We start from the raw sequence: 25,289 nt of genomic DNA, 5'->3' as shown, positions 1-25,289 counted from the left end.
CCGCCGGGTTGGCGGGCTTTTTTTCTCTACTTCTATTGTAGCAATTCAGGGCATAATTATCGGCCAAATTAGCGGCAGTTTTTGCTGATTGGAATGTGCAGGTTAGGAGATTTCCACGACCGCAAGGGCTTGACAAGGTTTGGCACGGCATTCGAATCCGAAGGATGCGGGGCATCCGCATGAATCACAGGTCAGCAGGGTGGAATCGACGCTGTTGGTGACTAGGAATTTTCACAGTGGCGAGTATGCACGGTCTGATTCCATGATTGATGTAGTGTGCGATGGATCAGCCTACCGTTGCTGCTGAAGAGCCGCTTTGAATCGGAAGCTGGCCTCGCGGGGATCTTGTTAAATTTTTGAAAACTAACCAGAGAAGGAAGCGTTGCTTTAGCAGCCGGATTGCGATGGTCGCGTTCTGGCGGTCATGCAGTGATTGTGGAGGGTCGCTATGGTTACGAGATTCTTTGCAGACGAGGAAGGCCGCGCAGTAGCGGTCTTCAATGTATGGACGCTCACACTCCTAAAAAGATTATTGTGCGTGGTTGTGGCGTGCATGGCGGCGCAAGCTTATGCGCAGTCCGAGGGGCCGGTGTTTCCTGATCCCGGCCATCCTTCCATGTCGCGTGAGAACCAGCGCGAGCTGGGATTGCAAGCTGCCGGTCAGGTCTATAAGCAGATGCCGGTGCTACCTGACAGCAGTCCGGAAACACAATACATCCGGCAGCTAGGCACGAAGCTGGTTGCCACGATTCCACCGCAGTATTCGTGGCCGTTTGAGTTTCACGTTGTTGCGCAAAAGGAGATCAATGCCTTCGCGCTGCCGGGTGGCCCTATGTTCGTCAACATTGGAACGATCACGGCCGCCGCCAACGAAGCGCAACTTGCCGGCGTGATGGCGCACGAGATGTCGCATGTGTACATGCAGCACTCGGCGAAGCAGGCCGGGAAAGAGCAGACGACGGGTATGCTGGCTGGACTGGCTTCTGCCGTTCTGGGTGGAACCGTGGGAAATATGGCGGGAGGGATGGTGGGGCAACTGGGGCAGATGGGGATCCAAATGGGAGCGCAGGGCCTCATGCTGAAGTACTCCCGCACCGATGAGTCGCAGGCTGACGCGGTAGGCGCCATGATTATGTACAAGGCCGGTTACAACCCGCAGGCCATGGCTGATTTCTTCAAGACGCTGGAAGAGCAGGGAGGACAGACTCCACCGCAATGGCTCAGCGACCACCCTAATCCGGGTAACCGGCAGGAGGCCATCCAAAAGGAAATCGCAAACTGGCCACCTGAGAACTACGCGACCGACAGCCCGGTTTTTGCGAAAGTCCGGCAGCATGCAATTGGGGTGAAATCTTACAGCGCGCAAGAGATTGCGCAGGGAGCCAAGTCCGGTCAATGGGCTGCGCTTAACCAGAGGAATGGGGCGGCGTTCAACTCAACCAGCGGGAGCGTGCAACCTGCTAGTGCTTCAGTTCCTGCTGCCAGCGCGGCACCTCATGTGTCGGCAGTTGCATTGCAAAATGTTCTGCCCAGCCAGCATATGGTTCTGGCGGACCTGGGTCCGGTGAAAATTGATCGCCCGGAGAACTGGCAGGTCGCGATGCCTCAGCAGCAGGGGCAATTCGTCACTATTGCTCCCCAGGCCGGAGTTACGCATCAGGGTGTTGGGTACGGAGTGCTGATTAACGGGGTTGCGCCACCGAATGGGCAGAGGATGAGCGTGGACGAAATTACAAATGCGCTTGTGCAGGAAATGCAGCAGAAAAATGGGTTGCAGCCCCTGAGCGGCGCACAAAAGATCACAGTGGCCGGTGTTGAGGGGCGATCGGTGATGTTCCAGTCGGCTTCGCCGTTCCCGAATGCCAGCGGTCAGGAACAGAAGGAAGGAGACTGGCTCGTCACCATTCCACAGCGCGACGGATCGGTCATTTTCATGGTGTTTGTGGCGCCTGAGCCAGAGTTCGCGCGCTTCCAGCCAACATACCAGGCGATGCTGAAGAGCGTGCAGTTCCGGTGATCTGGTGAATCGTTCTGACCTGCGGCAGCAAACCCACATCTCTGCGAAATGTGGGGCACCCGGCACCCGGGGTTAGATTTTTGCTTTCCCATCCTATCGCAAAAATCGCGATAGGATGAGGCACTCGATTTCCCTACTCAGCCGAAGAAACAGCAGGTCCTTCCGCTTCGTTCCTCAACGCCAGAATGACACCACCAAAAATAAGGTTCGGTTAGTGGTGTGAACCTTTATTCCTCGCGGAGCAGGCGCGCTGGGTCGATGGATTGTGCGCGGCGGGCGGGGACGAGCGTGGCCATGGTTCCCAGCAGCAGCATGGTGAGGACTACTCCGAGCAGGACGAATGGATCGTGCGGGGTGGCCTGGTAGACGATGTGGGCGAGAACTCCGCTGGCGAGGATGCCGAGGATCAGTCCGGCTACCGATCCGCCTACAAGCAGATAGACGGGGCGGGCTAGAGCCGCGCGCATCAACTGCATGGGCTGTGCGCCGAGAGCGACGCGGATACCCAATTCCTTCATGCGTTTGGAAACAGTATATGAGGCCATGCCGAAGATTCCAGTGACGGCGAGCATGGCGGCGAGCAGGCCCATGATGCCGAGAGCGGCGGTGGCGGCGCGCGCCGGGAAGAGGGCGAATTGCATTCCCTGGTCCCAGGAATTGATGTGGTAGGGCAACCGCGGATCAATGCCGGCAATGATGCGCTGCAATGACGGAGCAATTTCCGTACGGAGCGCCTGTGAGCGGACGAGGAGGGTGAAGCTGCTGTTGGTGTTTTGCGCCAGGGGGAAAAACATGGCTGGCTTCTGGTCTTCGGCGAGGTTGAAGTACTTGCCGTCCTCGACGATTCCTACAATTTCATACAGGGTCTTGTTGCTGCGCTTGAATTGCTGGCCGATAGCGGATTTGTTGCCGAAAAAGATGCGGGCGAAGGTGGCATTCACGATGGCCACGTTCGGCGATTGCTTGTCGTCATGCCAGGTGAAGTCACGGCCTTCCAGAAGATGTGTCTGGGCGGTCGCGAAATAGCCGGGCGAGACGGCGTAGTACATGGCGTCATTAACGCAATTGGAGTCACGGAAGTCGGTCGTGTCGGGACGAAAAACGCATGAGTCGCTGCTGTCGATGCCCAGGGGGACATTGTTGATCAGGCCCACTGAAAGAGCGCCGGGAATCTGTTGGGCCTGCTCGATCATGTGTTTCTCAAGGGGCAGGGAGGCGTCGTCGGAGTAGCCTGCCATTTCGGCATCGCTGTCGAGCAGGGTGACGCCCTGAGGATTGAAACCGAAGTTGGCATGCAGGGAGCGCATCATGCCGCGCAGGGCGACAAGGGAAGCGGTAACGAGAAGCGTGCAGATGGTGATCTGGGAGGCGAGTAGGATGTCGCGCAAAGTAAAGCGGCGAAAGATTGCGACGGCAGCGGGGCCGGTCTTCATGGCTTGAGCCGCGTCAATTTTCCAGATCTGGCGCGCGGGCAGAAGGCCGAAGAGAATGCCGCTGGCGAGTGAAAGAAGCAGGGCAACCGCATAGACGACGGGATCGGGCGCCACGATGACGTGGATCGGCACCTGCACGATGGGCTGCCAGCGGCTGAGGGTCTGAAGCAGGAGAAATGCAATGACAGTACCGGCTGCTCCGCCAATGAGGGAAACGATGATGGATTCAGTGAGGAGCTGGCGGACCATATGCCAGCGGCCGGAGCCGATGGCGAGGCGAATGGCAAGCTCGCGGCTGCGGTCAGCGGCGCGGGCGGCGAAGATGCTGGCGAGGTTGGCGGAGGCGGCCAGCAAAACTAATAACGCCATGAGCATGATTCCCGAGACAAAGGCGCGGGTAGGCGTGCCGAATCCGCTGCCCAGCAGGCCAGGCTGGACGAGACGGACATCAAGGGTTTCATCCTCAGGATGGATTTTGGAGAGTTGATGGGCGATGGCACTGAGGTTGTCCGTGGCCTGCTTTGGAGTAACGGCGGGTTTGAGCCGTCCAATGATATAAAGCCAGTGGTCGCCACGCGCACTAAGGTAGTCATTGTTCTCAAGATCTTTTTCATTAACCATGGGCGTCCAGAAATCGGGCCACCAGACGAGTTCGGTTCCATGGAAGCTTTGGGGTGCGACGCCGATGATGGTATAGGGATGTTTGTTGAGATCGATGACCTTGCCAATGGCATTGGGATCGCTATTGAGGTGAGTATGCCAGAAGGCATAGCTGACGACGACGTATGGCGCGGAGCCGGGTCCGTGCTCATCGGAGGCGTGGAAGAAGCGGCCGAGGGTAGGCTGAATGCCGAGTGTGTCGAAATAATTCCCAGAAGCTTCAAAGCCCCATGCCTGGAAGACGCTGGTCTGCTGCGATCCTGACGCGGGAATGGTGAGGCCGGCGCCGGCGAATCCATAGGCGGCGATGCCAGTGAATGAAGTGTTTTTGTCGCGGTAGTCGATATAGTCGGGGTATGACTGTGTGTCCCAGCCGGAGTGTGCGCGGGAGACCTGTACGACCTCGCTGGGTTGCGGGATATTCAGCGGGCGCAGCACGAGGGCGTTGAGAACGCTGAAGACAATTACATTGGCGCCGATGCCGAGGGCGAGGGTGAAAATCGCGGTAAGGGCGAAGCCGGGCGATTTGCGAAGCTGCCGCAGGGAGAAGCGGATGTCCTGTGCGAGGGAATGCATCTACGCACCTCTAGCGTAGGTAGAGCACTTCGTCTGCCATAGAGAAATTTTGGAATGTTCTTGCAGATTCAGGGTGTTTTGCTGGTTGATGGGTGAGATCTAAGGCGCGGGTGTTCGGAATTGAAGAGCGGATGTTCGGAAATGGACAGGAGATTTCCTTAGCGGCGGAACTGGCGGCGGAGCGCGAGCAGGAAAAGGGCGATCAGGGCTGAGGTGAGAAGCAGTTCGAGGAGGGCGAGCGCTCGGCCCCAGGGATAGGCGGGTTGGTAGATGAGTTCCTTCTGGAAGCCTGCGACGGAGAGAGCGGTCATCAGACTGTGGCCGAAAAAGGCGAGGGTGGCGATCCAGCCCGGGCCTTTGTAAGCGTGGATGTAGGCAGGAAGGTCGCCATAGTTGAGGATCGAGAACAGCGGTGGGATTGTGTTGGTGTCTGACTTTGTGAAGATAAGTCCGGGTAGTGGAAAGAGGAATGTAAAGAGGGCAAGTACGACGAGCAAGGCAAGCAGCGGGCGGACGTAGCTCTCGCCGTATTCGCTGGCGTAACGGTACCAGGCGACGAGGCCAAGATTGCGATGCAGCCAGCGGACAGCTTTGTTTTTACGCGGACTATGGAGGCGCTTCATCTCCATTTCGCCGTAGTGGAAGTCGCCAGCGGTCCAGTAATCCTGTCGGTTGTCGTAGTTCTTTTTGAGTTGCTGATGGGTTTCGGCAATGAGACTGTAGTCGCGTTCATCGGTATCGTCCCAGAGATCGTAGAAGTCTTCGAGGCTCACGCATTCTTCGAAGAGTTGACGCTTACCGTTTGAGCGTATGCGCCAGCCAACGGAAGAAAACGTCAGGCGGGACACATCGCAGTTATAAAAGAGAGCTTGTCCAAGATACGTGCGATAAAAAATCGCTGTCTCAGGAACCATAAATTGAACCAGCGAGAAAATCGGACCCGGCAATAAGCCGGCGTCATGTCGGAATTCAGTTCCCCGGAATTCCACGGCAGCATGAAAGACGGCTTCGCTGAAGTTTGCTTCCTTTAAGAATTTTGTGGCCACAAAATGCGCATCGCCCGTAAACCGCGCGGCAAAGTCAGCTTTTTGTTCGAACGTGGCATAGGCAAAGAAGGACTGCTGAAAAAAATCAGCATTGCCGAAATCACCCTCATTGCGAAAGGTCGCGCGGGCAAAGACAGCATCTCCTTCAAATTTCACGCTGCTGAAAATGGCCTTTTCTGCAAACGATGCGTTGTAAAAGCCGGCTTCTTTGGCAAAGCGCGCCATGACGAAGGTGACTTCGTGCGTGAAGTCGGTGCTGAAAAGGGCGTCGCCTTTGAAGATTGCGCTGTGAAAGTTTGCTTTGGCTCCAAAAAGGCAACGGGTAAACATTGCGTCTTCTTCGAAGGTCGCACTTGGGAAGTCAGCGCCTTGCTCGAAATTAGCGCTGTAGAAGTTGGCTTCTTTCAAAAACGTGCACTTCTCGAAGTTGCATTTTGCAGGGAATTGGCGGATGGCATATTGTGCGGTCGGAAAGACGAATTTCCTGAAGTCAGCAATTGATCCCGCAGGAGTCCTATGAATGATTACATCGATTTCCTGCTGGAACTGGGCACTGTCTTTTGCAGGGTCGAGCGAATGCATGAGGCACACCGGGACGGGATCGTGCTGAGGAGTGTGGTGAAGCGGGCGACCGCAGAACCTGTCCTCGTGCATGAGAACTGGGCAGAGAGGCAGGTGCGTGACGGCCAGAGGCTGCGGCGACGTGGACGGCTCACTCATGTCGAGGGATTGTAGCAAAGGGTATGAAAATCCGATGTCTCAAAAGCGAGACCCTTCGGCTTCGCTCAGGGCAGGCTATGGGGCACCTTGGACCCTGGCAGATCCTTCCGCTTCGTTCCTCAGCGTCAGGGGATAGCCATCTTGAATTTGGCGATACCGTTAGTGCGGCACTGGAGCTGACGCGGTCGCGTCCCGCTGATCTATGAGTTCTACGTCGAATATAAGGTTGGCTCTGGGTGGAATTGGTCCCTTGCCCTGATCGCCATAGGCAAGCTGCCAGGGGATGAAGAGACGGCGCTTGCCGCCAACGCGCATGCCTTCGAAGCCCTGATCCCATCCGGGGATGACACGGTGCGCGCCTTGCTGGAACTCGAATGGTTGGCCGCGGTCGAAGGATGAATCGAATTTGGTTCCGTCTTCAAGCCAGCCCGTGTAGTGGACGGTATAGACCTTTCCTGGAAGGGCAAGATTGCCGGTGCCTATTGTGGCGTCCTGATAGCGGAGGGCAAATTCGTATTTGATGGGGCCGGTGACCGCGGGGATAGTTTTGGGAACGATGGGAGCAGGAAGCGGTTGAGCTGCCGGGGCGGCGCGATGCCTGGCGGTGGTGTGATGTGTTGGTGTGGTTTGTGCAGTTGCAGTAAAACATGCGAGAAGAAACAGATGGGTAAGGTTGCGGTTGAGCATTGCAGCCATCTTCGCCTTTCGAGGGGTTTCTTGCAAGACTCACCGCAAAGGACGCTAAGTATCCGCAATGGTTCGCGGAGGAAGGATTGATGAATCCCAGGTCTCAAAATCGAGACCTGGGGCACCCACAATTCTTCTATTACCCCTAGTCCTTCTATTGGTGAGGGCGCTGTTCTGGAGCGATGGTTGTTGGCGGAGGAACGTTGGCCAGGGTTGCAGGCTCTTCCTCTTTCAACTCGGGCAATGGGCCTTCGAGTGCAAGATGCAGGACTTCGTCCATGGAGTCCACGAAGTTGAGCTTCATGGCGCTCTTCAGGTTCTCGGGCAACTCGGCCAAATCCTTTTCGTTGTCCTTGGGCAGGATGGCCTCGAAGATTCCGGCGCGGTGCGCAGCGAGCAGCTTTTCTTTCAATCCGCCGATGGGCAGGACCTTGCCGCGCAGGGTGATTTCGCCGGTCATGGCGATGTCGCGGCGGACAGGGATTTTGGCGAGTGCGCTGGCGAGGGCGGTTGCCATGGTGATGCCGGCCGACGGGCCATCTTTGGGAATGGCGCCTTCGGGAACATGAACGTGAATGTCGACGTTGCGATAGAAGTCGCGCGGCAGGCCAAGATGATTGGCGCGGCTGCGGATGTAGGAGAGTGCAGCCTGCGCTGATTCCTGCATAACGTCGCCGAGCTGGCCAGTGAGGGTGAGTTTGCCTTTGCCGTCGAGGATCTGGACTTCCGCGGGGAGAATGCTGCCGCCGACTTCCGTCCACGCCAAGCCGGTGACCAAGCCGACTTCGCTCTTTTCGTGGACCTGCGAGTCGCGGAACTTGGGGACGCCGAGGAATTCGTTGACGTTTTCCGCTGTGAGTTCCTCTTTGTGTTTTGCTCCCTGCTTGACGACGCGGCGCGCAACCTTGCGGCAGATGTTGCCGATTTCGCGCTCGAGGTTGCGGACGCCGGCTTCGCGCGTGTAGCTGCGGATGATTTCGACAATGGCGTCGTCGGTGAAGACGACGTTCTTGTCGGTTAGGCCGGTATTCTCACGTTGCTTTTTGAGCAGATACTGTTTGGCGATTTCGAGCTTCTCGGCTTCGGTGTATCCGTGCAGGCGCAGGACTTCCATCCGGTCCTGGAGCGCGGGCGGAATGGTATGCAAGACGTTGGCTGTGGCGACGAAGAGGACCTCGGAGAGGTCGTATTCAACATCAAGGTAATGGTCCTGGAAGCTCGAGTTCTGCTCGGGGTCGAGGACTTCGAGCAGCGCCGAAGATGGATCGCCGCGGAAGTCGGAGGCCATCTTGTCGACTTCATCGAGCATGAAGACCGGGTTTTTGGTTCCGGCTTTCTTCATCGACTGGATGATCTGGCCTGGCAGGGCGCCGATGTAGGTACGGCGATGGCCACGAATCTCAGCTTCATCGCGCACGCCGCCTAAGGACATACGGACGAACTTGCGGCCTGTTGCCTTGGCGATGGACATGCCGAGTGAGGTCTTGCCGACGCCCGGAGGTCCGACGAAGCACAATATAGACCCTTTAGGATTCTTGACGAGCTGGCGGACGGCCAGGAATTCGAGGATGCGTTCTTTTATTTTTTCCAGTCCGTAGTGGTCTTCGTTGAGGACTTTTTCAGCGCGGTCAATGGAACGAGTTTCCTTGGATTTCTTTTTCCACGGCACGGCGAGCAGCCAGTCGAGATAATTGCGCGAGACGGTGGACTCGGCGGACATAGGCGGCATGGCTTCGAGCTTTTTCAGCTCCTGGATGGCCTTCTCCTGCACGTCCTTGGGCATACCGGCGGTTTCGATCTTCTTCTTCAGGTCGTCGAATTCGTTCTTTTCGCCGCGGCCCAGCTCCTTCTGAATGGCTTTGATTTTTTCGTTAAGGTAGTACTCCTTTTGCGCGCGCTCCATCTGCCGCTTGACGCGGGACTGAATGCTGCGGTCCATGTTGAGCTTTTCGATTTCTACGTCGAGAACGTCGGCGACGCGCAGGAGGCGCTCAGCGGGATCGAAGATATCGAGGAGCTCCTGTTTTTCCGGGATTTCGAGCTGAAGGTTGGCGGCGATGGTGTCGGCGAGTTTGGACGGCTCATCGGTGCGGACAGCCGCGATCATGGTTTCGTAATTGAGCGATTGCTGCAGCTTGACATACTGCTCGAAGAGGGAAGTGACGCGCTGGGTGAGCTGCTCGACCTGCGCGTTGATTTCAAGATCAGTTTTGCCGGTGCGCACAGTGGCGACGAAGAAGCCGTCGGAGTCATTGAGTTCGACGGCGCGGGCGCGCTCGAGGCCTTCGACGAGCACTTTGATGTTGCCGTCGGGCATTTTGACACTCTGGACGATGTTGCCGATGGTGCCGACGGTGTAAATGTCGTCGGCTTTGGGCTCGTCTACACGGGCGTCATGCTGGGTGGCGAGGAAGATTTTGCGGTCGCCGTTGAGCGCTTCTTCAAGCGCGCGCACGCTGGACTCGCGGCCTACGACGAAGGGGGTCATCATGTAGGGAAAGATCACCATGTCCCGGATGGGCATCATCGGGAGCTTGCGAAGATCGTTCCGGTCTTTTGTTTCCTTGGATTGGGTCACGTCGTCCCTTTCGCTATTCCTGCCTATTAGATGAAGGGTAACTCATAAGGACGCAGGAGGGAAACGAATGGGTGTGTTTCTGGCAACAGGGGTTTAATGGCTTTATTTGGCGGTATTGCCGGATTGACAAAAGGCTTTTACTGCAAAGGACGCGGAGAAACGCAAAGGTGCGCAGAGGGGTCTATCTTGGCAATTCGAAGGTCATGGTTCCCGCTCTTTTGTAAACCGCGAAATGATGGGGACTCGGTTTCGTATCACCGCGGAAAACCGCAGGTCCTTCGGCTTCGCGGCTTCTGCGCTGCGCTCAGGATGACAAATCTATGTTATGAGGCTCTAACCGGCTTTGTCGAGAAGCGTGATGGAGAGGTCGCGTTTGCGGACCATTTCGGCGGTGATCTCGAGTTCCTTGATTTTCTTGTTGCTCGGGAGGTGGTACATCAGATCGAGCATCAGCTCTTCGAGGATCATACGAAGGCCGCGCGCGCCGACTTTGCGGTGCAGGGCCTCCTGCGCGATGGCGTGCGATGCTTCTTCATTGAAGTTCAGATGAACGCCTTCGTACTCGAAGAGCTTTTGATACTGCTTAAGGATGGCATTGCGCGGCTTGGTGAGGATTTCGACCAGCGCAGCTTCGTCGAGCTCGTCAAGGATGCCGATGACAGGGAGACGTCCGACAAATTCGGGAATGAGGCCGAATTTGATCAGGTCCTGCGGCTCGGACTGGCGGAGCAATTCGGCGTCACGCTGCGGTCGAACCGCGCCGCCCTCGGATTGCTCTTCTGACAGGGCCTTGAAGCCAAGAGCTTTCTTGCCGACGCGGCGGCCGACTACGCGCTCGAGTCCGACAAACGCGCCGCCGCAGATGAAGAGGATGTTGGTGGTGTCTACAGGAGTGAATTCCTGGTGCGGGTGCTTGCGGCCACCCTGCGGAGGGACGTTCGCTACGGTGCCTTCAAGAATTTTGAGAAGCGCCTGTTGCACGCCCTCGCCGGAAACATCACGGGTGATAGACGGGTTCTCGTCCTTGCGTCCGATCTTGTCGATTTCGTCGATGTAGATGATGCCGGTCTGGGCGCGGGCCACATCGCCATCAGCGGCCTGGAGGAGCTTGAGGATGATGTTCTCGACGTCTTCGCCGACGTAGCCAGCTTCGGTGAGCGTGGTTGCGTCGACAATGGCGAAGGGAACGTCAAGCATCTTGGCCAGCGTGTGCGCGAGCAGCGTTTTGCCGCTGCCGGTAGGGCCGACGAGCAGGATGTTTGACTTGGAAAGCTCGACATCGTTGCCACGCGTGCGGTTCATCTGGATGCGCTTGTAGTGGTTGTAGACGGCGACGGCGAGTTTCTTCTTGGTCTGGTCCTGACCGATGACGTATTCGTCGAGGAAGGCGCGGACCTCAAGCGGCTTGGGCAGACGCGCAGGTGCGGCGCCGGTCTGGGTTTCGCTGCGGTCGTCTTCGAGAATGGAGTTGCAGACTGCAACACATTCGTCGCAGATGTAAGCGCGGGGGTAATCGCTTGGCGAGGAAATGAGTTTGGCTACCGCGTCCTGTGATTTATGACAGAACGAGCAGCGTAGAGCGTCGTCGGATCCCGTGCGCGTTTTCATCGTTGTGCTGCTCCAACCAACCTTAATCTGCGGCGAGGAGTTTGGTGTCCGGGGCCTGTCCGGAAACCTCGTCGACAATGCCGTATTCCCGGGCCTGTGCCGCGTTCATAATGAAGTCGCGCTCTACGTCGCGTTCAATGCGCTCCAGCGATTGACCGGTGTGCTTCGACATAAGGTTGTTGGTGATTTCACGAATGCGAAGGATTTCGCGCGCGTGGATGTCGATGTCGGTCGCCTGACCGGAAAGCCCGCCCATAGAGGGCTGGTGAATGAGAATTCGCGAGTTCGGCAGGGCAAAGCGCTTGCCTTTGGTGCCCGACATGAGCAGAAATGCCCCCATGCTCGCCGCCTGACCGATGCAGTAAGTCACCACATCGTTCTTTATATATTGCATTGTGTCATAGATTGCGAGGCCCGCGGTAATGGAGCCACCGGGAGAGTTAATGTACAACTGGATATCCTTCTCCGGGTCTTCGGCGGAAAGGAAAAGCATCTGGGCAATGACGAGGTTGGCGATCTGGTCGTCGATGGGGGTGCCGAGGAAAATGATGTTGTCGCGAAGCAGACGGGAATAGATGTCGTAGGCGCGTTCGCCCCGGTTCGTCTGCTCAATGACCATTGGTACCAGTGCCATGCTTTTGCTTCTCACTTCCCGGAGTCGGGGACTCCGTCAAATCGGGCCTTGAAAACCGGGGCTAAAGCCCCTCAATTTCGCCAGCCTGTTTCACCGGGCCAAAGCCCGGTGCTTCTACCTAAAACTCCACTTTTGAAACACCCAATAACTAAACCGGTGCGTCCCCAGCAACAGGCCGGTGGAAATATCTATGTCAGGAGGCAAGCTTTGCGTAAAGCAGGCTGCCTGTTTTTTCTCTGCGGATTTGTTCACGGATTCTAGCTATACCGCCGTCGTCCGTCAAACGCTTGCGCAGTGTCTCTAATGGTTCACGCATTTGCAGGGAGAGCAGTTCGAGTTCACGATCAACTTCCGCGTCGGCAACCTCAATCTTTTCTTCGTCCGCGATGCGGTCAAGCAGCAGCGATCCCTTTACTTCGTTCAGGGCTGAATCACGCTGCGCGCCACGCAGACGGTCGAAATCAAGCTTGCGCATGTCTTCGGTCCTCATGCCCTGTTGCGCGAGAGCGCGCAGACCGCGATCGAGGCGGGCATCGACCTGCTGCTGAACAAGCGATTCGGGAACCGGAAATTGGTATTTCGCGATAAGCGCTTCGACAATTTTGTCGCGCGTCTCACCTTCGAGCCTGTGTTTCTTGTCGTTTGCGAGGTGATCCTTCAACTTCTGCTTGAAGTCTTCGATGCCTTCATACTCGCCAAGTTCTTTTGCGAATTCGTCTGTAAGGTCGGGCTGGACCTTGTTTTTGATGGCCTTCACTTCGACATCGTAGGAGACGGTCTTCCCCGCAAGACGGCGTTCGCCAAAGTCCTCGGGGTAGCTGACTTCAAATTTCAACTCTTGCCCTGGCTTCGATCCGCGCAAGGCTTCGTTGAAAGCGGGCAGAGTGTTCTGACCGCCGACTTCGATCATGACGTCGTCACCGGTGACAGGCTGCTGCAGAGCGGCTTCGGCGGGTTCGCCTTCGGTTTTGAATTCGCCGCGGAAGGTGATCTGCGCCCAGTCGCCATCGGCGAGAGCACGGTCTTCCGTTACTGGCTCCATGGTGGAGCGGGAGTCGCGGACGCGGTCAAGCTCGGCGTTGAGTTCGGCGTCGGTGAGCTCAGTGTCCGGCTTTGGCACCCGCAGATCCTGATAACCGGCGACGGAGATTTCCGGAAGAATTTCAAAGACGGCCTTGAACTTGAGCGGCTGGCCGTCTTCGAGTTGCAGGTCGGTGACCTGCGGCTGGGAAATGGGCCTGAATCCGGCTTTGTCGATGGCGGCGCGGAAATGCGTGGGCAGCACGGATTCAACCACGTCCTGGCGCAAGCCGTCGGCGAAGCGTTTGCGGATGAGCGACTCAGGCACTTTGCCGGCGCGGAAGCCGGGGATGCGCGCCTGCTTTTGATAGCGGCGGGTTACGGTACGGAATGCCTTCGACACCTCATCGGCGGGTACTTCGACTTCCACTTCGCGCGTGCATTCGGGGTTGAGGCTGGGGCCATGATGATGCTCGTGGCTGTGCTCGTGAGTATGGGCGTGCTCCGCCTGTTCGGGAGCAGTTGCTTCGGGATTCGGAGTTGCTTCGATGGTGTCGGTTGAACTCAACTTAGTGCCTTCCAGATATGGTCGTTCGCATGCGGAAAAGAGGGCAATTATGAGGGGATCTGTGGCGCCCGATGCAGCCCTCGGAATGCAGCATGGAACAGTCTCTTCTTATGTTATGTGCCTTTCAAAAGAAGAGCAAACGCGACTCCCAGTCGAGCGGGGCGCGCCCTTCGGGCACCTCTCTGTATTGGCGGCAGTGGCGCTTCTGTTGAGCACGAATTAGCGAAAAGATGGGGATTTTGTTGTGTACGTGCGAAAGGAGTCTCACCGCCGAGAGCGCAGAGGATACGCAAAGGTGCGCGGAGTGAAGCTTCTTTCACGAAAGAGCGCACAGAGGGCGCAGAGATTTACGTCTCGCTGTGCACGGGTTTGCGGACATGGCTTACGAAGCGTGGATGGGCGGCGCCGTAGATCTGAAAATTACTGCGGGCTTCGGAGAGACTCAGCTCTCCGTTGACTGTGCCGCGCACAACGTCAGCGTCGCTGTCGTCCTGTCCATCATCCTGCCACCAGCAGACGGGACAGAGGCCGAGCGAGTCGGGAACATCGAGAGTCTTGAAACCACAGCAGAGGCAGCGCACGCGCGCAAGTGTATCCATATAAATTCAGACGCGATTTTGATTTTGGAGTCGCGGGGAAATTGTAGTTGATTTGTCTGGTGGCAGGAAAGCTCAGATTTCATGCGAAGGGGAAGAATCTTTGCGATGGTGCAACTTGCCACATCGCAGAGATTCTCCCCTTCACTACGTTCAGGGTCAGAATGACGGCAGTTTATCTGGTTATTTCGTCTCTGGCACAAAGAGCGCGAGCTTGCACTTCCAGGTTACTGACTGGCCGGGCTTGAGCGTGACCATGCCGGTGTCCATGCCGTGCCACTCCTTGCCCCAGGGGTCGCCAAAATTGAACTGCTCTTCGATGGCGGTGAAGCTCTTGTCCGGCGGAGCGTAGATCTGCACCGTTTTGATTTCCGGTGATTCTCCTATTATGTTAACGCCGTATTTTGATGCGGGATCAGTGAGGCTGACAACCACATTGTCATCACTGCGTTTTAGGTGGGCGAAGTTGTCATCGAGGAACATGCTGCCGAGGGGCACGCCATCCGGCTCATTGAAGTCGTATTCGGTTCCTTTAACGGGGATGAGTTTACCTGTGGGGAAGACGTCGTCATAGTTGTTGACCTGCGCGTAGACGTCGGCGGGCACATGAAGGCGCGCCTGCGTGCGGTCGCCGCTGGGGATATTGAAGTAGGGATGCCAGCCGATGGCCATCGGCTCATCTTCGTTGCCGACGTTCTTCGCGGTAATGATGGCTTCGACCGCATCGCCGCTAAGAGCGATGGTGAAGTTGAGATCGGTTTGGGAGGGCCAGTATCCGCCGAAGTTGCCGGCGTGAATGACTCCGGTGACGGTCTGGCCGTCAGGCGTGGACTGCGTCTGCACATCTTCAGCCTTGCTGGCGAGGATCAGGCCATGCATGGCGTGCTTTTCGGCGCCCGGCTTCTTGCCCACCCAGTTTGCAGGCAGCGTAATGGACTTGCCGTTCCATTCGGTAGTGATGGTTTTGCCGTCCGCGGAAAGCTTGCCGCGGATGCGGTTGGGACAAGGGACCAGAAATGCGCCACCGAAGGAGAAGCTGGCATTGCCGTTCAGGTCGGCAGGAGGCTGGCCGTTAAGTTTGGCCGATGCGTCTTCGAGTGAGGGGGAAGCGAAAACATTGACTTCACCTTTGCCGGGAACATTGGCAGTAATCTGGAAGAGGTTCATGCCGCGGCCGGGAAGAATGGTGGCCGAAAGGAATTCAGGCTTGGCGCCATTGGATGTTGCGGCGCGTTGCAGCTTCACGATATTTTCTCCGCCAATTTGAGTGACTGCCGCGGGCTTTGCAGCAGTTTCCTGCTGCGCGGGTGGAGCGGGCTTGTTGCAGCCTGCGACTGAGAGCAACGCCGCCGCGGCTACTGCCGGCAAATAGCGTTCAAAGTGAACAGACATAGATGGAAACCTCATGCTTCGTGCAGGATTGGGAAACGTTTGCTTTCTGAAAGCGAACCCATTCTACGCAGTAGAATCGGCATGTGCCAACAAAACAACTGAAGGGGCACGATGGGCTGGCGGCGCTGAACGCCCGCGTAGTCGAATGCGATCTCTGCCCACGTTTGCGGGACTACTGCCGTGAGGTTGCCGAGAAGAAGCGGCGCGCTTACATGGACTGGGAGTATTGGGGCAAGCCGGTGCCATCATTTGGTGACGCGAAGGCGCGGGTGCTATTGCTTGGGCTGGCTCCGGGCGCGCATGGATCGAACCGGACAGGCCGGCCGTTTACGGGTGATGGCTCCGGCGATTTTCTTTATCCGGTGCTGTACGAGGCAGGGTTTGCATCGCAGCCGAATGCGACTTCGCGCGATGATGGGATGAGGCTTCGCGACATATGGATCACCAGCGTGGGACGGTGCGCTCCTCCGGGGAACAAGCCGTTGCCGGAAGAGTTGATACATTGCTCTGCATTTCTTGATGAAGAGATTGGTTTGCTCTCGCGGCTGCGCGTGGTTGTCTGTCTGGGCAAGATCGCTTTTGACGGATTTGTGGCGCACCTGATCCGGACGGGTCAGATTGGGAAGCGCGGCATGCTGCAATTTGGTCATGGACTCGAATATGCCGTACCCGGAAACCGCCGGCTGCTGGCGAGCTATCATCCGTCGTTGCAGAACACCAATACGGGGAGGTTGACAAAGACGATGTTTCTGAAAGTGTTTGCGCGAGCGCACGAGCTGGCAGAGGGAAAAGATGCTGGTTGAGATTTTGCTTGCGGTGTTGCTGATCGCGCTGGTTGGCGCATTTCCAAAATGGCCATATAGCCGTACGTGGGGGTACAGTCCGAGCGTTGGCATCGGAATCATTTTGTTGATTATGATTTTGTTGTGGTTCGGGAATGTGATTTAGGTCTCGGGAGGTTGGCGAAGGACAGGGACTGATACAGTATTTTTCTTCGAATTTGTTGTTAGTAAAGTGGGTCCTGAAATCATGGGGGGCGGCTGATTTGCTGGACCAATTACACAGCCCTGCAAGAGCAAGATGATCAGCGAACCCTCCATGAGCAGTAGTACGACCAAGAACACAGATGTGCCTCACAGCGGCAGTTATGCGTATAGGGTCTGCGCGATAGCCGCACTTGCGGGGCTTCTATTTGGGTTTGATATCGCGGTCATAAACGGCGCGCTGGTATTTTTGCGGGACCAGTTTCATCTTTCAGATTTTTCGACTGAACTGGCTGCGAGCAGCCTTCTCGCTGGATGCATCGCCGGCGCGTTGATTGCCGGCTGGCTGAGCGACCGCTATGGCCGCAGGAGCGTACTTGCCGCTTCTGGGCTGCTTTTTGCTGTTTCTTCTGTCGGAGCGGCTCTGCCGCGAAATTTTATCGAGTTCGGAATTGCAAGATTTGCCGGAGGCATCGCCATTGGGATCGCCTCAATGCTGGCGCCACTCTACATGGCCGAAGTTTCTCCGGCCCGCATTCGCGGCCGCCTGGTTTCATTGAACCAGATGGCCATTGTCACCGGCATCCTGTTTGCCTATCTCGTGAACTGGTCGCTCTCATTTCAGGGGCAGTCGGGATGGCGCTGGATGTTTGCGATTGCCGTGCTTCCCTCGCTGGGGCTTTTTATTGGGTTATTTTTTGTGCCGGAAAGTCCCAGATGGCTTGTGGAGCGGAAGCGCATTCCTGAGGCGCTTGATGTTCTGAAAAAAATAGAAGGCCGTAATGCGGAAGCGCAGCTTGCAATGATACAAAACTCCGTACTTGCCGAGTCGGGGACTTTTTCTGACCTGCTTGCTCCGGCGCTTCACAGGCCCTTGTTTCTGGCTGTCGCGCTCGCCATCCTGCAGCAGATTACGGGCATTAACACAGTCCTGTTCTACGGATCCGTGATCTGGGAGCGCCAACTGGGTAGCTCCAGCCACAGCACAGCCATTGGCGCAAACGTAACAATCGGCCTTATCAATTTCCTGGCGACCATCGTCGCTCTCTGGTTGATCGACCGCTTGGGAAGAAGACCGCTGCTCATGTTCTCCAGTGGCTGTATGGCGGTTTGCCAGCTACTGCTTGGCATTGCATTTCTGTTGCCTTCTCCTCCGGCGTTGCTTGTATTGGGCTGCATGCTCTTATGCGTGGCCGTATTTGCCGTTGGACTTGGTCCGGGAGCGTGGGTCCTGATGGCTGAATTGTTTCCGACACGTGTGCGCGGCAGAGCGATGTCCGTAGCAAATACAGCGCTCTGGATTGCCAGCTTTGTCCTGACGGCGACATTTCTATCCCTGGCGCATGCGATCACAATTACCGGGGCATTCTGCGTGTACAGCGTAATGTGTGTACTTACGTTTCTTCTGGTGCAGAAACTCATTCCGGAAACGAAAGGCAAGAGCCTGGAAGAGATTGAACAACTTTGGATGTAGATCGAAGGGATGATGAAGCGGAAACAAATCGGGTGTGTGTCGGCAGCTGTTTTCACTGTTTTTCTCGCGATCGGTACAGTAGCGCAGACTGCTGCGCGTGAAGTTGTACTGGATGGGAACAGCAAAGGCGCAATCTTTGATGGGATCGGCGCTGTAAGCGCAGGCGCATCCTCACGCCTATTGATTGACTATCCTGAGCCGTACCGCGGCCAGATTCTCGATTACCTCTTCAAGCCGAACTACGGAGCATCTCTGCAACATCTGAAAGTTGAGATCGGCGCGGATGTGAACTCGACGGACGGTTCCGAGCCAAGTCACATGCGCAGCCGCAGCGACCATGATTACACCAGAGGCTACGAGTGGTGGCTGATGGAAGAGGCCCACAAGCGCAATCCCAACATCATTCTGGATATTCTGCCGTGGGGCGCGCCGGGATGGATCGGCGGAGGCAACTTCTATTCAGAAGATATGGCCAACTATGTTGCTGATTTCATTCTTGGCGCGAAAAAGACCTATGGACTCGATATTGCTTATGCAGGGATCTGGAACGAGAAACACTTTGAAAATCCGGAGTATGTGAAAACGCTCCGTCGTGTCCTGGACGCGCATCATCTCCAGACAAAGATTGTCTGCTGCGATGAGTATCCGCGGAAAGATGTAGACCAGTGGGCAATTATCGAGTCCATGAAGCAGGACCCTGAATTGCTGCGGGCAGTGGCTGTCGTCAGCGTCCACTATCCACGCATCAACGGAAAGCTGACGACGCCCGAGGACGCGCGCGTGATCGGCAAGCCGCTGTGGTCGAGCGAAGACCAGCCCGCGTCCAGCGCTTCAGATATTTTGTCGCGCGACTGGCGCATCGGCGGTCGCCTACTTGCCCAACTCTATAACGAGAATTACCTGAAGGGTGGATTTACAACGACCGAGATATGGAGTCCGATTACTTCTTACTATGATATTCTCGCCGCGCCTAACTCCGGATTGATGTATGCCAATACTCCGTGGTCCGGATATTACAACGTCCAGGGCGCTATCTGGGCGACGGCGCACACGACGCAATTTGCACAGCCGGGATGGCAATATCTTGAAAGTTCTTCAGGATATTTGCCCGAGAAAGGCGATTATGTCGCTCTGCGCTCTCCAAACCATAAGGATTGGAGCGTTGTTCTTGAGACCATCGGGGCGAAGGACATGCAGAAGGTCACGTTCCATCTTCGCGGAGGCTTGTCCGAGGCCACTGTTCATGTCTGGGAGACAAATGACGCGCATACTTTCGATCACGTAGCGGACGTCCCAGTCAGCAATGGAGCATTTATCTATAAATTTGATCCGGACTCTCTCTATTCACTGACGACGACAACAGGGCAGGGAAGAGGCTCTGCTGCGCCGCCCGCACAAAAGCCGTTTCCATTCCCGTATCGAGAGGATTTTGAGAAGACTCCGCTGCATCGCGCTCCGCTTTTTCTCGCCGACCAAGATGGAGCGTTTGAGGCTGCTCCATGCATTGGGCGCGCGGGCCGTTGTCTGGAGCAGGTCATTACAGAGAAGCCAATCCCATGGGGACCATTGCCCGATCCATCGACAATTGCTGGTGATGCGACATGGACGGACTACCAGATCAGTGCAGACGTTTGGCTTGAACAATCCGGTAACGTGACATTGATAGGAAGAATTGACTCGGCTGATGTTTTTAGAGATGACAAGGCGCATTACCCAAGTGGATATGTCCTTCAGGTAAATGCCAGCGGTGGATGGAAGCTGCTGTCCTGTGACTACAAGAAACCTGATCGCCTGCTTGCTCAGAGTACGGCGGATTTTACTCCGGCAAAGTGGCATCACTTGCAGCTCGGGTTCAAGGGAAAGCAAATCACGGCCAGCATAGACGGACATGATGCTGCCCGCGTAGAAGATGCTGATCACTCGCACGGCATGTTCGGCATCGGCACAGGGTGGAACCACGCCCAATTCGACAACCTCTCCGTCGAACGTCCATGACGAACCGCATGCTCTCAAACGGGTAGCCATTTCTCAAACTGCAAACAAGCTGGCGAAACTTCGGCACGCCCAGGCGCTGCTCGCCGCATTTTGCCTCGTGGGCGGCGCTCTTCGAGTCGATTGTGCAACGGAACCAGATTCCATTCTGGGGTGGCGTCGGAGTTGTTCGCAGAGGAGGTCATCGACCGCTTCTGTCCAAATTGACAGTTCCCAAGAAGCAAGAACGGGTCCAGCATCTTTTTAAATGCGGTAATCATTATTGAACGGAGGCTATCCCAGTGAGATGGCGACTTGCTCTCGTAGTGGGCACAGTGCTTCTTGTGACCAGTATCCCGCTCTTTGCAAAAAGCCCTTCAGGCGCATCCGCTGATGATGCCTATTGGGTTGAACACTGGTCAAAACCACCGGTGGCTCTCTACGGTCCCGAGGAGGAAGCTTTCAACCAAAACATGCACGAAATCAGGTTTGCCCATGATCGTTTTGACCATGCCTTGGACCAGAACACCCTAAATGCCGATGTCCAATGGTTGAAGGATCATCCAAATGCTCGCTTTTTCATCGACGGTTACGCCTCTGCGACAGGCAGCGAGGCCTACAATCTGAAACTCTCGGGAGAACGAGCGTGGTGGGTCAGACAAGCTCTGATACGCAAGGGCATTGCGGAGGATCGAATCGTGTTGGCGGTGCCATGGGGGATGTTATATCCAGCCTGTACCGAAGACACCGAAGAGTGCCATGCTAAGAATCGGGTCGTCCGGTTTACTTACCATCCGAACTGAGAGAAACAGCCGATTGACATCAATCGACACACAGGCAGAAATTCGCGGCCAATATTGCTAACAAAGAAATTAGGAATCTCAAGACCTTGACTGAAACTTTTCTGAGATGAACCTAGTGGGATGGGATTGACATCCGGGCTCCCGTCGTCACTAATTCCTCGTCGATTAGCGAGCTGATTTGATCCCACACGCGCGGATCGTTCTCGATCTCTATATGAGGCTTTGTAAAGATGCGCGCGCGCCACGGAAATGTATCGCAATTGACTCGATAATTCTTGTACGTCATCTGAAAATTGCCAAGTATCTTCGTGTGTGTTGGATCTGCCGCTCGTATTGTCTGTACCCCATGAAGCAGGCCATGAGACTGATAGAAATTGACTGCTTTGGCCACATTTGAAGGGACAGTAGAGTCATCTTGTCCTGGCTTTGCAATGCTGTCTATCTGAACCGTAAGTTGCACTGGTATTTCATCTCGCCCCAACTCGCGCGCTAATTTTAGAGTCTCGGCAGCGCCCCAGCTATGCCCATAAATGAGAATCTTTGCCTGCTGCTTTTCGGCAGCCGTCAATATCCCGTTATGATCCGTGTCCAAAAGGAACAAAATCTTTTTGAAAGCATTTGTCCGCTGATGATTTCCGAAGACCTCTGCGTGAACATAGCCAGGATAGGTATAGCGGATATGAGCAGCGAATTGCACCTCTTGATGCCTGCGATCATCGCTTTTTACGAAGCCGCCAACGAATCCGATCAGAATTGCCTGCGGCAGCCGGATGTCTCTTGTCATTCGTGCTTCCGAGATCAAGCGATCAGGCTTAGAGGGCGGGTTAGCTGATTGCTGACCAAACATTGAGCACAGAACAAAGAAAGTTGAGACGAACAGGCCTATTCCACGCATGATGATGCAGTTGTGCCGTAGTTTACTCTCCATCTCAGTTACTCGTAGTCTGTTTCTGCAGGCGGTCATTGAAAATAATGAAGACACGATTCATAAAAGAGCAACATTGACAGCTGCGATCGGGCGTTAATTTTCCATAGCAGGAAAGTGCTGGTTCATGTGAGGCTAAGGAGGAGTAAAAGGAAGTACCTTACCCCAGCATTGTTTATTGAAGGAGACTTCCAAGTGACTGCTGAGACCATTCATGGCGATGCAGGCCCTCAGCTTCGACCGAATTCGCTCGGTCTTCCAGAACTGGTGTTCCAGGGTGTCACGCACATCGCGCCCGCAGCGAACATCGTATTCACTTTCCCTATCATTGCGCTGCAGGCTGGGCCGGTTATGCCGCTTTCGTTCCTGCTCTCCACCATGGTGTGCTTTTTTATAGGGAACACCGTGTTCCAGTTCTCCCGGTACATGCCATCGAGCGGCGGCTATTATTCGTTCGCCACGCGCGGGCTCGGCAGCCGCAGTGGGTTCATGGCCACCTGGAGCTACCTGATCTATGAGATTTTGGGCGCGGCCGGAGCCACGGGTTTCCTTGGCTACCTTATCTCGGATATGTTGCAAAAGCAGTTCCATGTGAACATCCCATGGTGGTCTTTCGCATTGGTGACAACTGTCCTTGTCTGGGCCCTCACTTACCACGGGATCCAGTTGTCGGCTCAGATTACAACGCTTTTGGGCGGTCTCGAACTGCTGATCATGTTGGCGCTTGGAATCACGTTTCTGATCCATCCAGGTCCGGGTTCCACATATCTAGCGCCATTACGGCCTTCTTCATCGCCACATCACTTCGGCGGCATCCTGGCCGGGATGGTTTTCTCCATCCTTGCGCTGAGCGGTTTCGAGGCTCCAGCACCGCTAGCTCAGGAAGCCCGCCGCCCGGGCAAGCTTGTCGGCCAGTCGATCATGCTTTCCCTAGGTAGTATCGGAATTTTCTACATCCTTACTTCGTATGCAAGTGCAATCGGTTGGGGTACCGGCAACATGGCAGCCTTCGCCTCCAATCCTAATCCGTATTACGTTCTTGGCCATGCGCTGTGGGGTGCTGGCTGGTGGTTCGTCGTCCTCGCTCTCGTCAACAGCGCCGTGGGCGTCGGTCTTGCCTGCACCAATGCTGCTTCTCGCGTGATGTATACGATGGGCCTGGCGGGCACCCTCCCTGCGCGTTTCGGGTATGTCCATTCCGTCCACCGGACACCCACCATGTCAATCGCGTTTGTGCAGATATCCGGCTTCGCGGCAATTCTGCTTGTGGGCTTTTTGTTAAAACCCGATACCATCTTCGGTTTTCTTGAAACAATTGCCACCCTTGCTGTCATCATCCTCTACGCTATGGCAAACTTAGCCCTAACGAGCTATATGCGTCGGGAGCAGCGAGGCAAATTTATGTTCTGGCAACATGTAGCGGCTCCATGGTTCGCAACCCTGGCCCTGATCCCTGTCCTCATTGTCACGGTCTACCCGAAACCCGCTTGGCCTTATAGCCTGACTCCCTATCTTTTTCTCGTAGGGCTCCTCGCCGGGTTTGCTTACATGCAGTGGCGCGAATCACGCCATCCCGGAGTGCTTCACCGAGGTGCGATGATGCTTATTCGCACGGACGGCGCCTTAGAGCGTGACGTTCACAGCCAAAGCGATGCAGTTGATATCTGACATCTGCCTTGTCGCCGGTGAGGCATTTGGTTGGCAAGAAGGCTCCTGCCGCACCGCAGAGGTCTGGATCATGCATCCTTCTCCCAAATGCAGAGATGGTGGTCTCGTACTGAAGCGCTCTTCTTATCTCTGCCCTAAGGAGAAATTGTTTCAATAACGCGCTGATCTGCGCTCGTTGAGGTGGGTACTCACGTCGTGATTTCCCAGCTCTTTGCTCTAAGCTTGAATTATCGGACATGGGCACCGGCCCTTGCGGCAGCAGACTGTTCCAAACTCTTCGCGCTCTTGTCTTCCGTGTCATTCAGCCATGCGACATTGGCCGAACTGTCGCTGAAACGCCGCAGGCCCGCTTCCCGGATCGCTGAATCAGGAACCTTGCTCAATGGCGTGTAGCGTGGGTGATGATGTTCCTTATAAGGATTATTGCGGGCAGCGTTGTAGCAGCAGATCATCGACCAGCGCGGCTTGTCGGACTTGTTCTGATCGGAGCGATGCAGCAGGTTGGCGTGAAAGAAGAGCACGTCGCCCGGCTCCATCTCGACATAGACACGTTCCAGAACTTTTTCGGCTTCGTGGACTCGCTCCATGTCCGCACCCGCCTGCTCTCCAGTCAGCACATGGTCTACGCGGCCCAGATGATGCGAGCCTTTGAGCACCTGCATGCAGCCGTTTTCTTTAGTTGCAGGATCGACCGCGATGAAGGCGCTGGTCAGCAATGGAAAGAGTACGCCATTCTGGTACCAATAGCCGTAGTCCTGATGCCATGCCCAAGCCCCGCCTACTTTCGGGTCTTTCATGATCATCTTGGAGTGATAATGGTAAACCTCACCGCCGAGAATCTTCTCCGCAGTGTTCACAATGGTTTCGCAGCGCGCGAACATGCCATAGATAGTGTCGCCGGGATGGTTCCACAATGAGAGGCGGACAGTTCCGCCTTCTCCATCGCCTCTGCCGTAGGAATGCTGGTCCAGTTCGCGATCTTCTTTCGCGGCACGCCGTAGAAGCTCAATCTCTTCAATGTCGAACATCCCGCGGGCAATCACAAAACCGTCAGACTCATAGGTTTTCAGCAGATCATCGTGCAAAGGACCGCTTGCCATAACTATTCTCCTTTCGAGCGCGAAGCCCATTCATCAGGCGGTCAGTGACCTGATAGGCCTCGCGAACCCAGTCCACAATCTTGTCCGGTTCGAGTGAATACTCAAGCTCGATGCTTACGGTTCCGGAAAAGCCGGCATCGGCAAGTGCTTTCAAATGTGGCGGGAAATTTACCGCCCCGCGTCCGGGTGGAAGATCACCATGTTTCTTGCCGTCGCAGTCTGAAAGATGCACATGGGCGATGCGTCCAGCCAGTTTCGAGATTTTGTCTGCCGCGTCTCCGGCGAGCGCCAGATGCGAGATGTCCACGTTGGCCTTGGCTGCTGGATGAGCCACGTCATCCAGGAACCGTCGCATGAGATCAATATTGTTGACAATGGACAGGTGAAATGGCTCAATCTCAAGTGCAATTTCCAGACATAAAGACTGTGCGTATTCAGCCAGTTGGCGCACATGCTGCACAGCCCATTTCCATTGGTCCCGCGGCGCAATCACTTCCTGCTGCCATATGTATTCACCAATCACCATCAGCAGGTTTCTGCCTTCTAATTCATAGCAAAGATCAAGATAGGCTTTAGCTCGCTGGACGTGGAAAGCGCGCACGGGCTGGTTGAAATCGGCAATTCCCAGCGCGCAGCATACGGTAGAAACAACTGGAAGACCGACGGCGATACAACTCTTGCGAATCAAGCGGCGCTCCTGCGCGCTGATCTCCAGCGGATCGGCGAAGATATCGATCGTGTCGAAGCCGATCTTTTTGGTCAGCTCAATACCCCGGGCGGTATCGATGGAGGTGCCTAGCCATGCTGAGTTGATCAGGCCGAGCTTCACT

General features: G+C 55.8%; 20 protein-coding genes and 1 pseudogene. 8 read left to right on the top strand and 13 right to left on the bottom strand.

Annotated features, from left to right (window positions below):
* Positions 1-448: 448 nt before the first annotated feature.
* On the top strand, positions 449-2,017 hold the full coding sequence (locus VEV40_RS10145) for a M48 family metallopeptidase (RefSeq protein ID WP_324832080.1): 1,569 nt from the start codon (positions 449-451) through the stop codon (positions 2,015-2,017).
* Positions 2,018-2,244: 227 nt separating this feature from the next.
* Here VEV40_RS10145 and VEV40_RS10140 read toward each other — a convergent pair whose 3' ends face one another.
* The 3 genes and pseudogenes from VEV40_RS10140 to VEV40_RS20715 all read right to left on the bottom strand — a co-directional run.
* The gene (locus VEV40_RS10140) at positions 2,245-4,686 is read right to left on the bottom strand and encodes an ABC transporter permease (protein WP_324832078.1); all 2,442 of its coding nucleotides are present in this window, start codon (positions 4,684-4,686) and stop codon (positions 2,245-2,247) included.
* A gap of 158 nt (positions 4,687-4,844) precedes the next feature.
* Positions 4,845-5,732: a hypothetical protein gene (locus VEV40_RS10135; RefSeq protein WP_324832076.1), complete on the bottom strand. Its 888-nt coding sequence runs from the start codon at positions 5,730-5,732 to the stop codon at positions 4,845-4,847.
* 375 nt (positions 5,733-6,107) lie between these two features.
* Positions 6,108-6,314, bottom strand: a pseudogene (locus VEV40_RS20715) (hypothetical protein); the annotation flags it as partial.
* Between VEV40_RS20715 and VEV40_RS10125 the strand changes: the two are divergent.
* Positions 6,249-6,467 carry a hypothetical protein gene (locus VEV40_RS10125; protein WP_324832072.1) on the top strand — a complete coding sequence of 73 codons (219 nt, stop codon included), beginning with the start codon at positions 6,249-6,251 and terminating at the stop codon, positions 6,465-6,467. The pseudogene VEV40_RS20715 and the gene VEV40_RS10125 sit on opposite strands and share 66 nt — an antisense overlap.
* A 144-nt stretch (positions 6,468-6,611) precedes the next feature.
* Here VEV40_RS10125 and VEV40_RS10120 read toward each other — a convergent pair whose 3' ends face one another.
* The 7 genes from VEV40_RS10120 to VEV40_RS10090 all read right to left on the bottom strand — a co-directional run bounded on the left by VEV40_RS10120 (position 6,612) and on the right by VEV40_RS10090 (position 15,535).
* Positions 6,612-7,148 (bottom strand): FKBP-type peptidyl-prolyl cis-trans isomerase, encoded by a 537-nt coding sequence (locus VEV40_RS10120; RefSeq protein ID WP_324832071.1) that lies wholly within the window; start codon positions 7,146-7,148, stop codon positions 6,612-6,614.
* 145 nt (positions 7,149-7,293) lie between these two features.
* Positions 7,294-9,717 carry an endopeptidase La gene (gene lon / locus VEV40_RS10115; RefSeq protein ID WP_324832069.1) on the bottom strand — a complete coding sequence of 808 codons (2,424 nt, stop codon included), beginning with the start codon at positions 9,715-9,717 and terminating at the stop codon, positions 7,294-7,296.
* Positions 9,718-10,050: 333 nt separating this feature from the next.
* Positions 10,051-11,325 carry an ATP-dependent Clp protease ATP-binding subunit ClpX gene (gene clpX, locus VEV40_RS10110; protein WP_324832068.1) on the bottom strand — a complete coding sequence of 425 codons (1,275 nt, stop codon included), beginning with the start codon at positions 11,323-11,325 and terminating at the stop codon, positions 10,051-10,053.
* A 22-nt stretch (positions 11,326-11,347) separates the two neighbouring features.
* Entirely contained in the window at positions 11,348-11,959 is a 612-nt protein-coding gene (gene clpP / locus VEV40_RS10105) for an ATP-dependent Clp endopeptidase proteolytic subunit ClpP (RefSeq protein WP_324832066.1), read from the bottom strand.
* A gap of 193 nt (positions 11,960-12,152) precedes the next feature.
* Positions 12,153-13,547 (bottom strand): trigger factor, encoded by a 1,395-nt coding sequence (gene tig, locus VEV40_RS10100; RefSeq protein WP_324832064.1) that lies wholly within the window; start codon positions 13,545-13,547, stop codon positions 12,153-12,155.
* Between the two features lie 347 nt (positions 13,548-13,894).
* Positions 13,895-14,146, bottom strand: coding sequence for a CPCC family cysteine-rich protein (locus tag VEV40_RS10095; protein ID WP_324832062.1), 252 nt, complete (start codon positions 14,144-14,146; stop codon positions 13,895-13,897).
* A gap of 180 nt (positions 14,147-14,326) precedes the next feature.
* Positions 14,327-15,535 carry an aldose 1-epimerase gene (locus tag VEV40_RS10090; protein WP_324832060.1) on the bottom strand — a complete coding sequence of 403 codons (1,209 nt, stop codon included), beginning with the start codon at positions 15,533-15,535 and terminating at the stop codon, positions 14,327-14,329.
* 83 nt (positions 15,536-15,618) lie between these two features.
* On the opposite strand from VEV40_RS10090, the gene VEV40_RS10085 reads away from it, so the two are divergent.
* The 5 genes from VEV40_RS10085 (at position 15,619) to VEV40_RS10065 (ending at position 20,766) form a co-directional block, all read left to right on the top strand.
* A complete protein-coding gene (locus tag VEV40_RS10085; protein WP_324832058.1) occupies positions 15,619-16,338 on the top strand; it encodes a uracil-DNA glycosylase in 720 nt (239 codons plus the stop codon).
* A complete protein-coding gene (locus tag VEV40_RS10080; protein WP_324832056.1) occupies positions 16,328-16,483 on the top strand; it encodes a DUF3309 family protein in 156 nt (51 codons plus the stop codon). Before VEV40_RS10085 ends, VEV40_RS10080 begins: the two co-directional genes overlap by 11 nt.
* A gap of 150 nt (positions 16,484-16,633) precedes the next feature.
* Positions 16,634-17,992 (top strand): sugar porter family MFS transporter, encoded by a 1,359-nt coding sequence (locus tag VEV40_RS10075; RefSeq protein WP_324832054.1) that lies wholly within the window; start codon positions 16,634-16,636, stop codon positions 17,990-17,992.
* A 36-nt stretch (positions 17,993-18,028) separates the two neighbouring features.
* Positions 18,029-19,987: a family 16 glycoside hydrolase gene (locus tag VEV40_RS10070; protein WP_324832052.1), complete on the top strand. Its 1,959-nt coding sequence runs from the start codon at positions 18,029-18,031 to the stop codon at positions 19,985-19,987.
* Between the two features lie 302 nt (positions 19,988-20,289).
* Positions 20,290-20,766, top strand: coding sequence for an OmpA family protein (locus VEV40_RS10065; protein WP_324832050.1), 477 nt, complete (start codon positions 20,290-20,292; stop codon positions 20,764-20,766).
* 112 nt (positions 20,767-20,878) lie between these two features.
* Here VEV40_RS10065 and VEV40_RS10060 read toward each other — a convergent pair whose 3' ends face one another.
* Positions 20,879-21,694 (bottom strand): hypothetical protein, encoded by an 816-nt coding sequence (locus tag VEV40_RS10060; RefSeq protein WP_324832048.1) that lies wholly within the window; start codon positions 21,692-21,694, stop codon positions 20,879-20,881.
* Between the two features lie 192 nt (positions 21,695-21,886).
* Between VEV40_RS10060 and VEV40_RS10055 the strand changes: the two genes are divergently transcribed.
* The gene (locus tag VEV40_RS10055) at positions 21,887-23,359 is read left to right on the top strand and encodes an APC family permease (RefSeq protein WP_324832046.1); all 1,473 of its coding nucleotides are present in this window, start codon (positions 21,887-21,889) and stop codon (positions 23,357-23,359) included.
* A 227-nt stretch (positions 23,360-23,586) separates the two neighbouring features.
* On the opposite strand, the gene VEV40_RS10050 is transcribed toward VEV40_RS10055, so the two are convergent.
* A complete protein-coding gene (locus VEV40_RS10050) occupies positions 23,587-24,459 on the bottom strand; it encodes a phytanoyl-CoA dioxygenase family protein (RefSeq protein WP_324832045.1) in 873 nt (290 codons plus the stop codon).
* A partial coding sequence (locus VEV40_RS10045; protein ID WP_324832043.1) for a sugar phosphate isomerase/epimerase occupies positions 24,434-25,289 on the bottom strand: 856 nt, incomplete at its 5' end. The genes VEV40_RS10045 and VEV40_RS10050, both read right to left, overlap by 26 nt.

The organism is Alloacidobacterium sp. (assembly GCF_035631355.1).
Classification (GTDB): domain Bacteria; phylum Acidobacteriota; class Terriglobia; order Terriglobales; family Acidobacteriaceae; genus Alloacidobacterium.
This window is presented reverse-complemented; position numbering and strand designations above follow the sequence as displayed.

Excerpts from the sequence above, each read along its gene's own strand:
- VEV40_RS10145 (WP_324832080.1), top strand. The coding sequence starts at position 449 with ATGGTTACGAGATTCTTTGCAGACGAGGAAGGCCGCGCAGTAGCGGTC.
- VEV40_RS10140 (WP_324832078.1), bottom strand. The coding sequence starts at position 4,686 with ATGCATTCCCTCGCACAGGACATCCGCTTCTCCCTGCGGCAGCTTCGC.
- VEV40_RS10125 (WP_324832072.1), top strand. The coding sequence starts at position 6,249 with ATGAATGATTACATCGATTTCCTGCTGGAACTGGGCACTGTCTTTTGC.
- VEV40_RS10120 (WP_324832071.1), bottom strand. The coding sequence starts at position 7,148 with ATGGCTGCAATGCTCAACCGCAACCTTACCCATCTGTTTCTTCTCGCA.
- clpX (WP_324832068.1), bottom strand. The coding sequence starts at position 11,325 with ATGAAAACGCGCACGGGATCCGACGACGCTCTACGCTGCTCGTTCTGT.
- clpP (WP_324832066.1), bottom strand. The coding sequence starts at position 11,959 with ATGGCACTGGTACCAATGGTCATTGAGCAGACGAACCGGGGCGAACGC.
- VEV40_RS10095 (WP_324832062.1), bottom strand. The coding sequence starts at position 14,146 with ATGGATACACTTGCGCGCGTGCGCTGCCTCTGCTGTGGTTTCAAGACT.
- VEV40_RS10090 (WP_324832060.1), bottom strand. The coding sequence starts at position 15,535 with ATGTCTGTTCACTTTGAACGCTATTTGCCGGCAGTAGCCGCGGCGGCG.
- VEV40_RS10080 (WP_324832056.1), top strand. The coding sequence starts at position 16,328 with ATGCTGGTTGAGATTTTGCTTGCGGTGTTGCTGATCGCGCTGGTTGGC.
- VEV40_RS10075 (WP_324832054.1), top strand. The coding sequence starts at position 16,634 with ATGAGCAGTAGTACGACCAAGAACACAGATGTGCCTCACAGCGGCAGT.
- VEV40_RS10060 (WP_324832048.1), bottom strand. The coding sequence starts at position 21,694 with ATGGAGAGTAAACTACGGCACAACTGCATCATCATGCGTGGAATAGGC.
- VEV40_RS10050 (WP_324832045.1), bottom strand. The coding sequence starts at position 24,459 with ATGGCAAGCGGTCCTTTGCACGATGATCTGCTGAAAACCTATGAGTCT.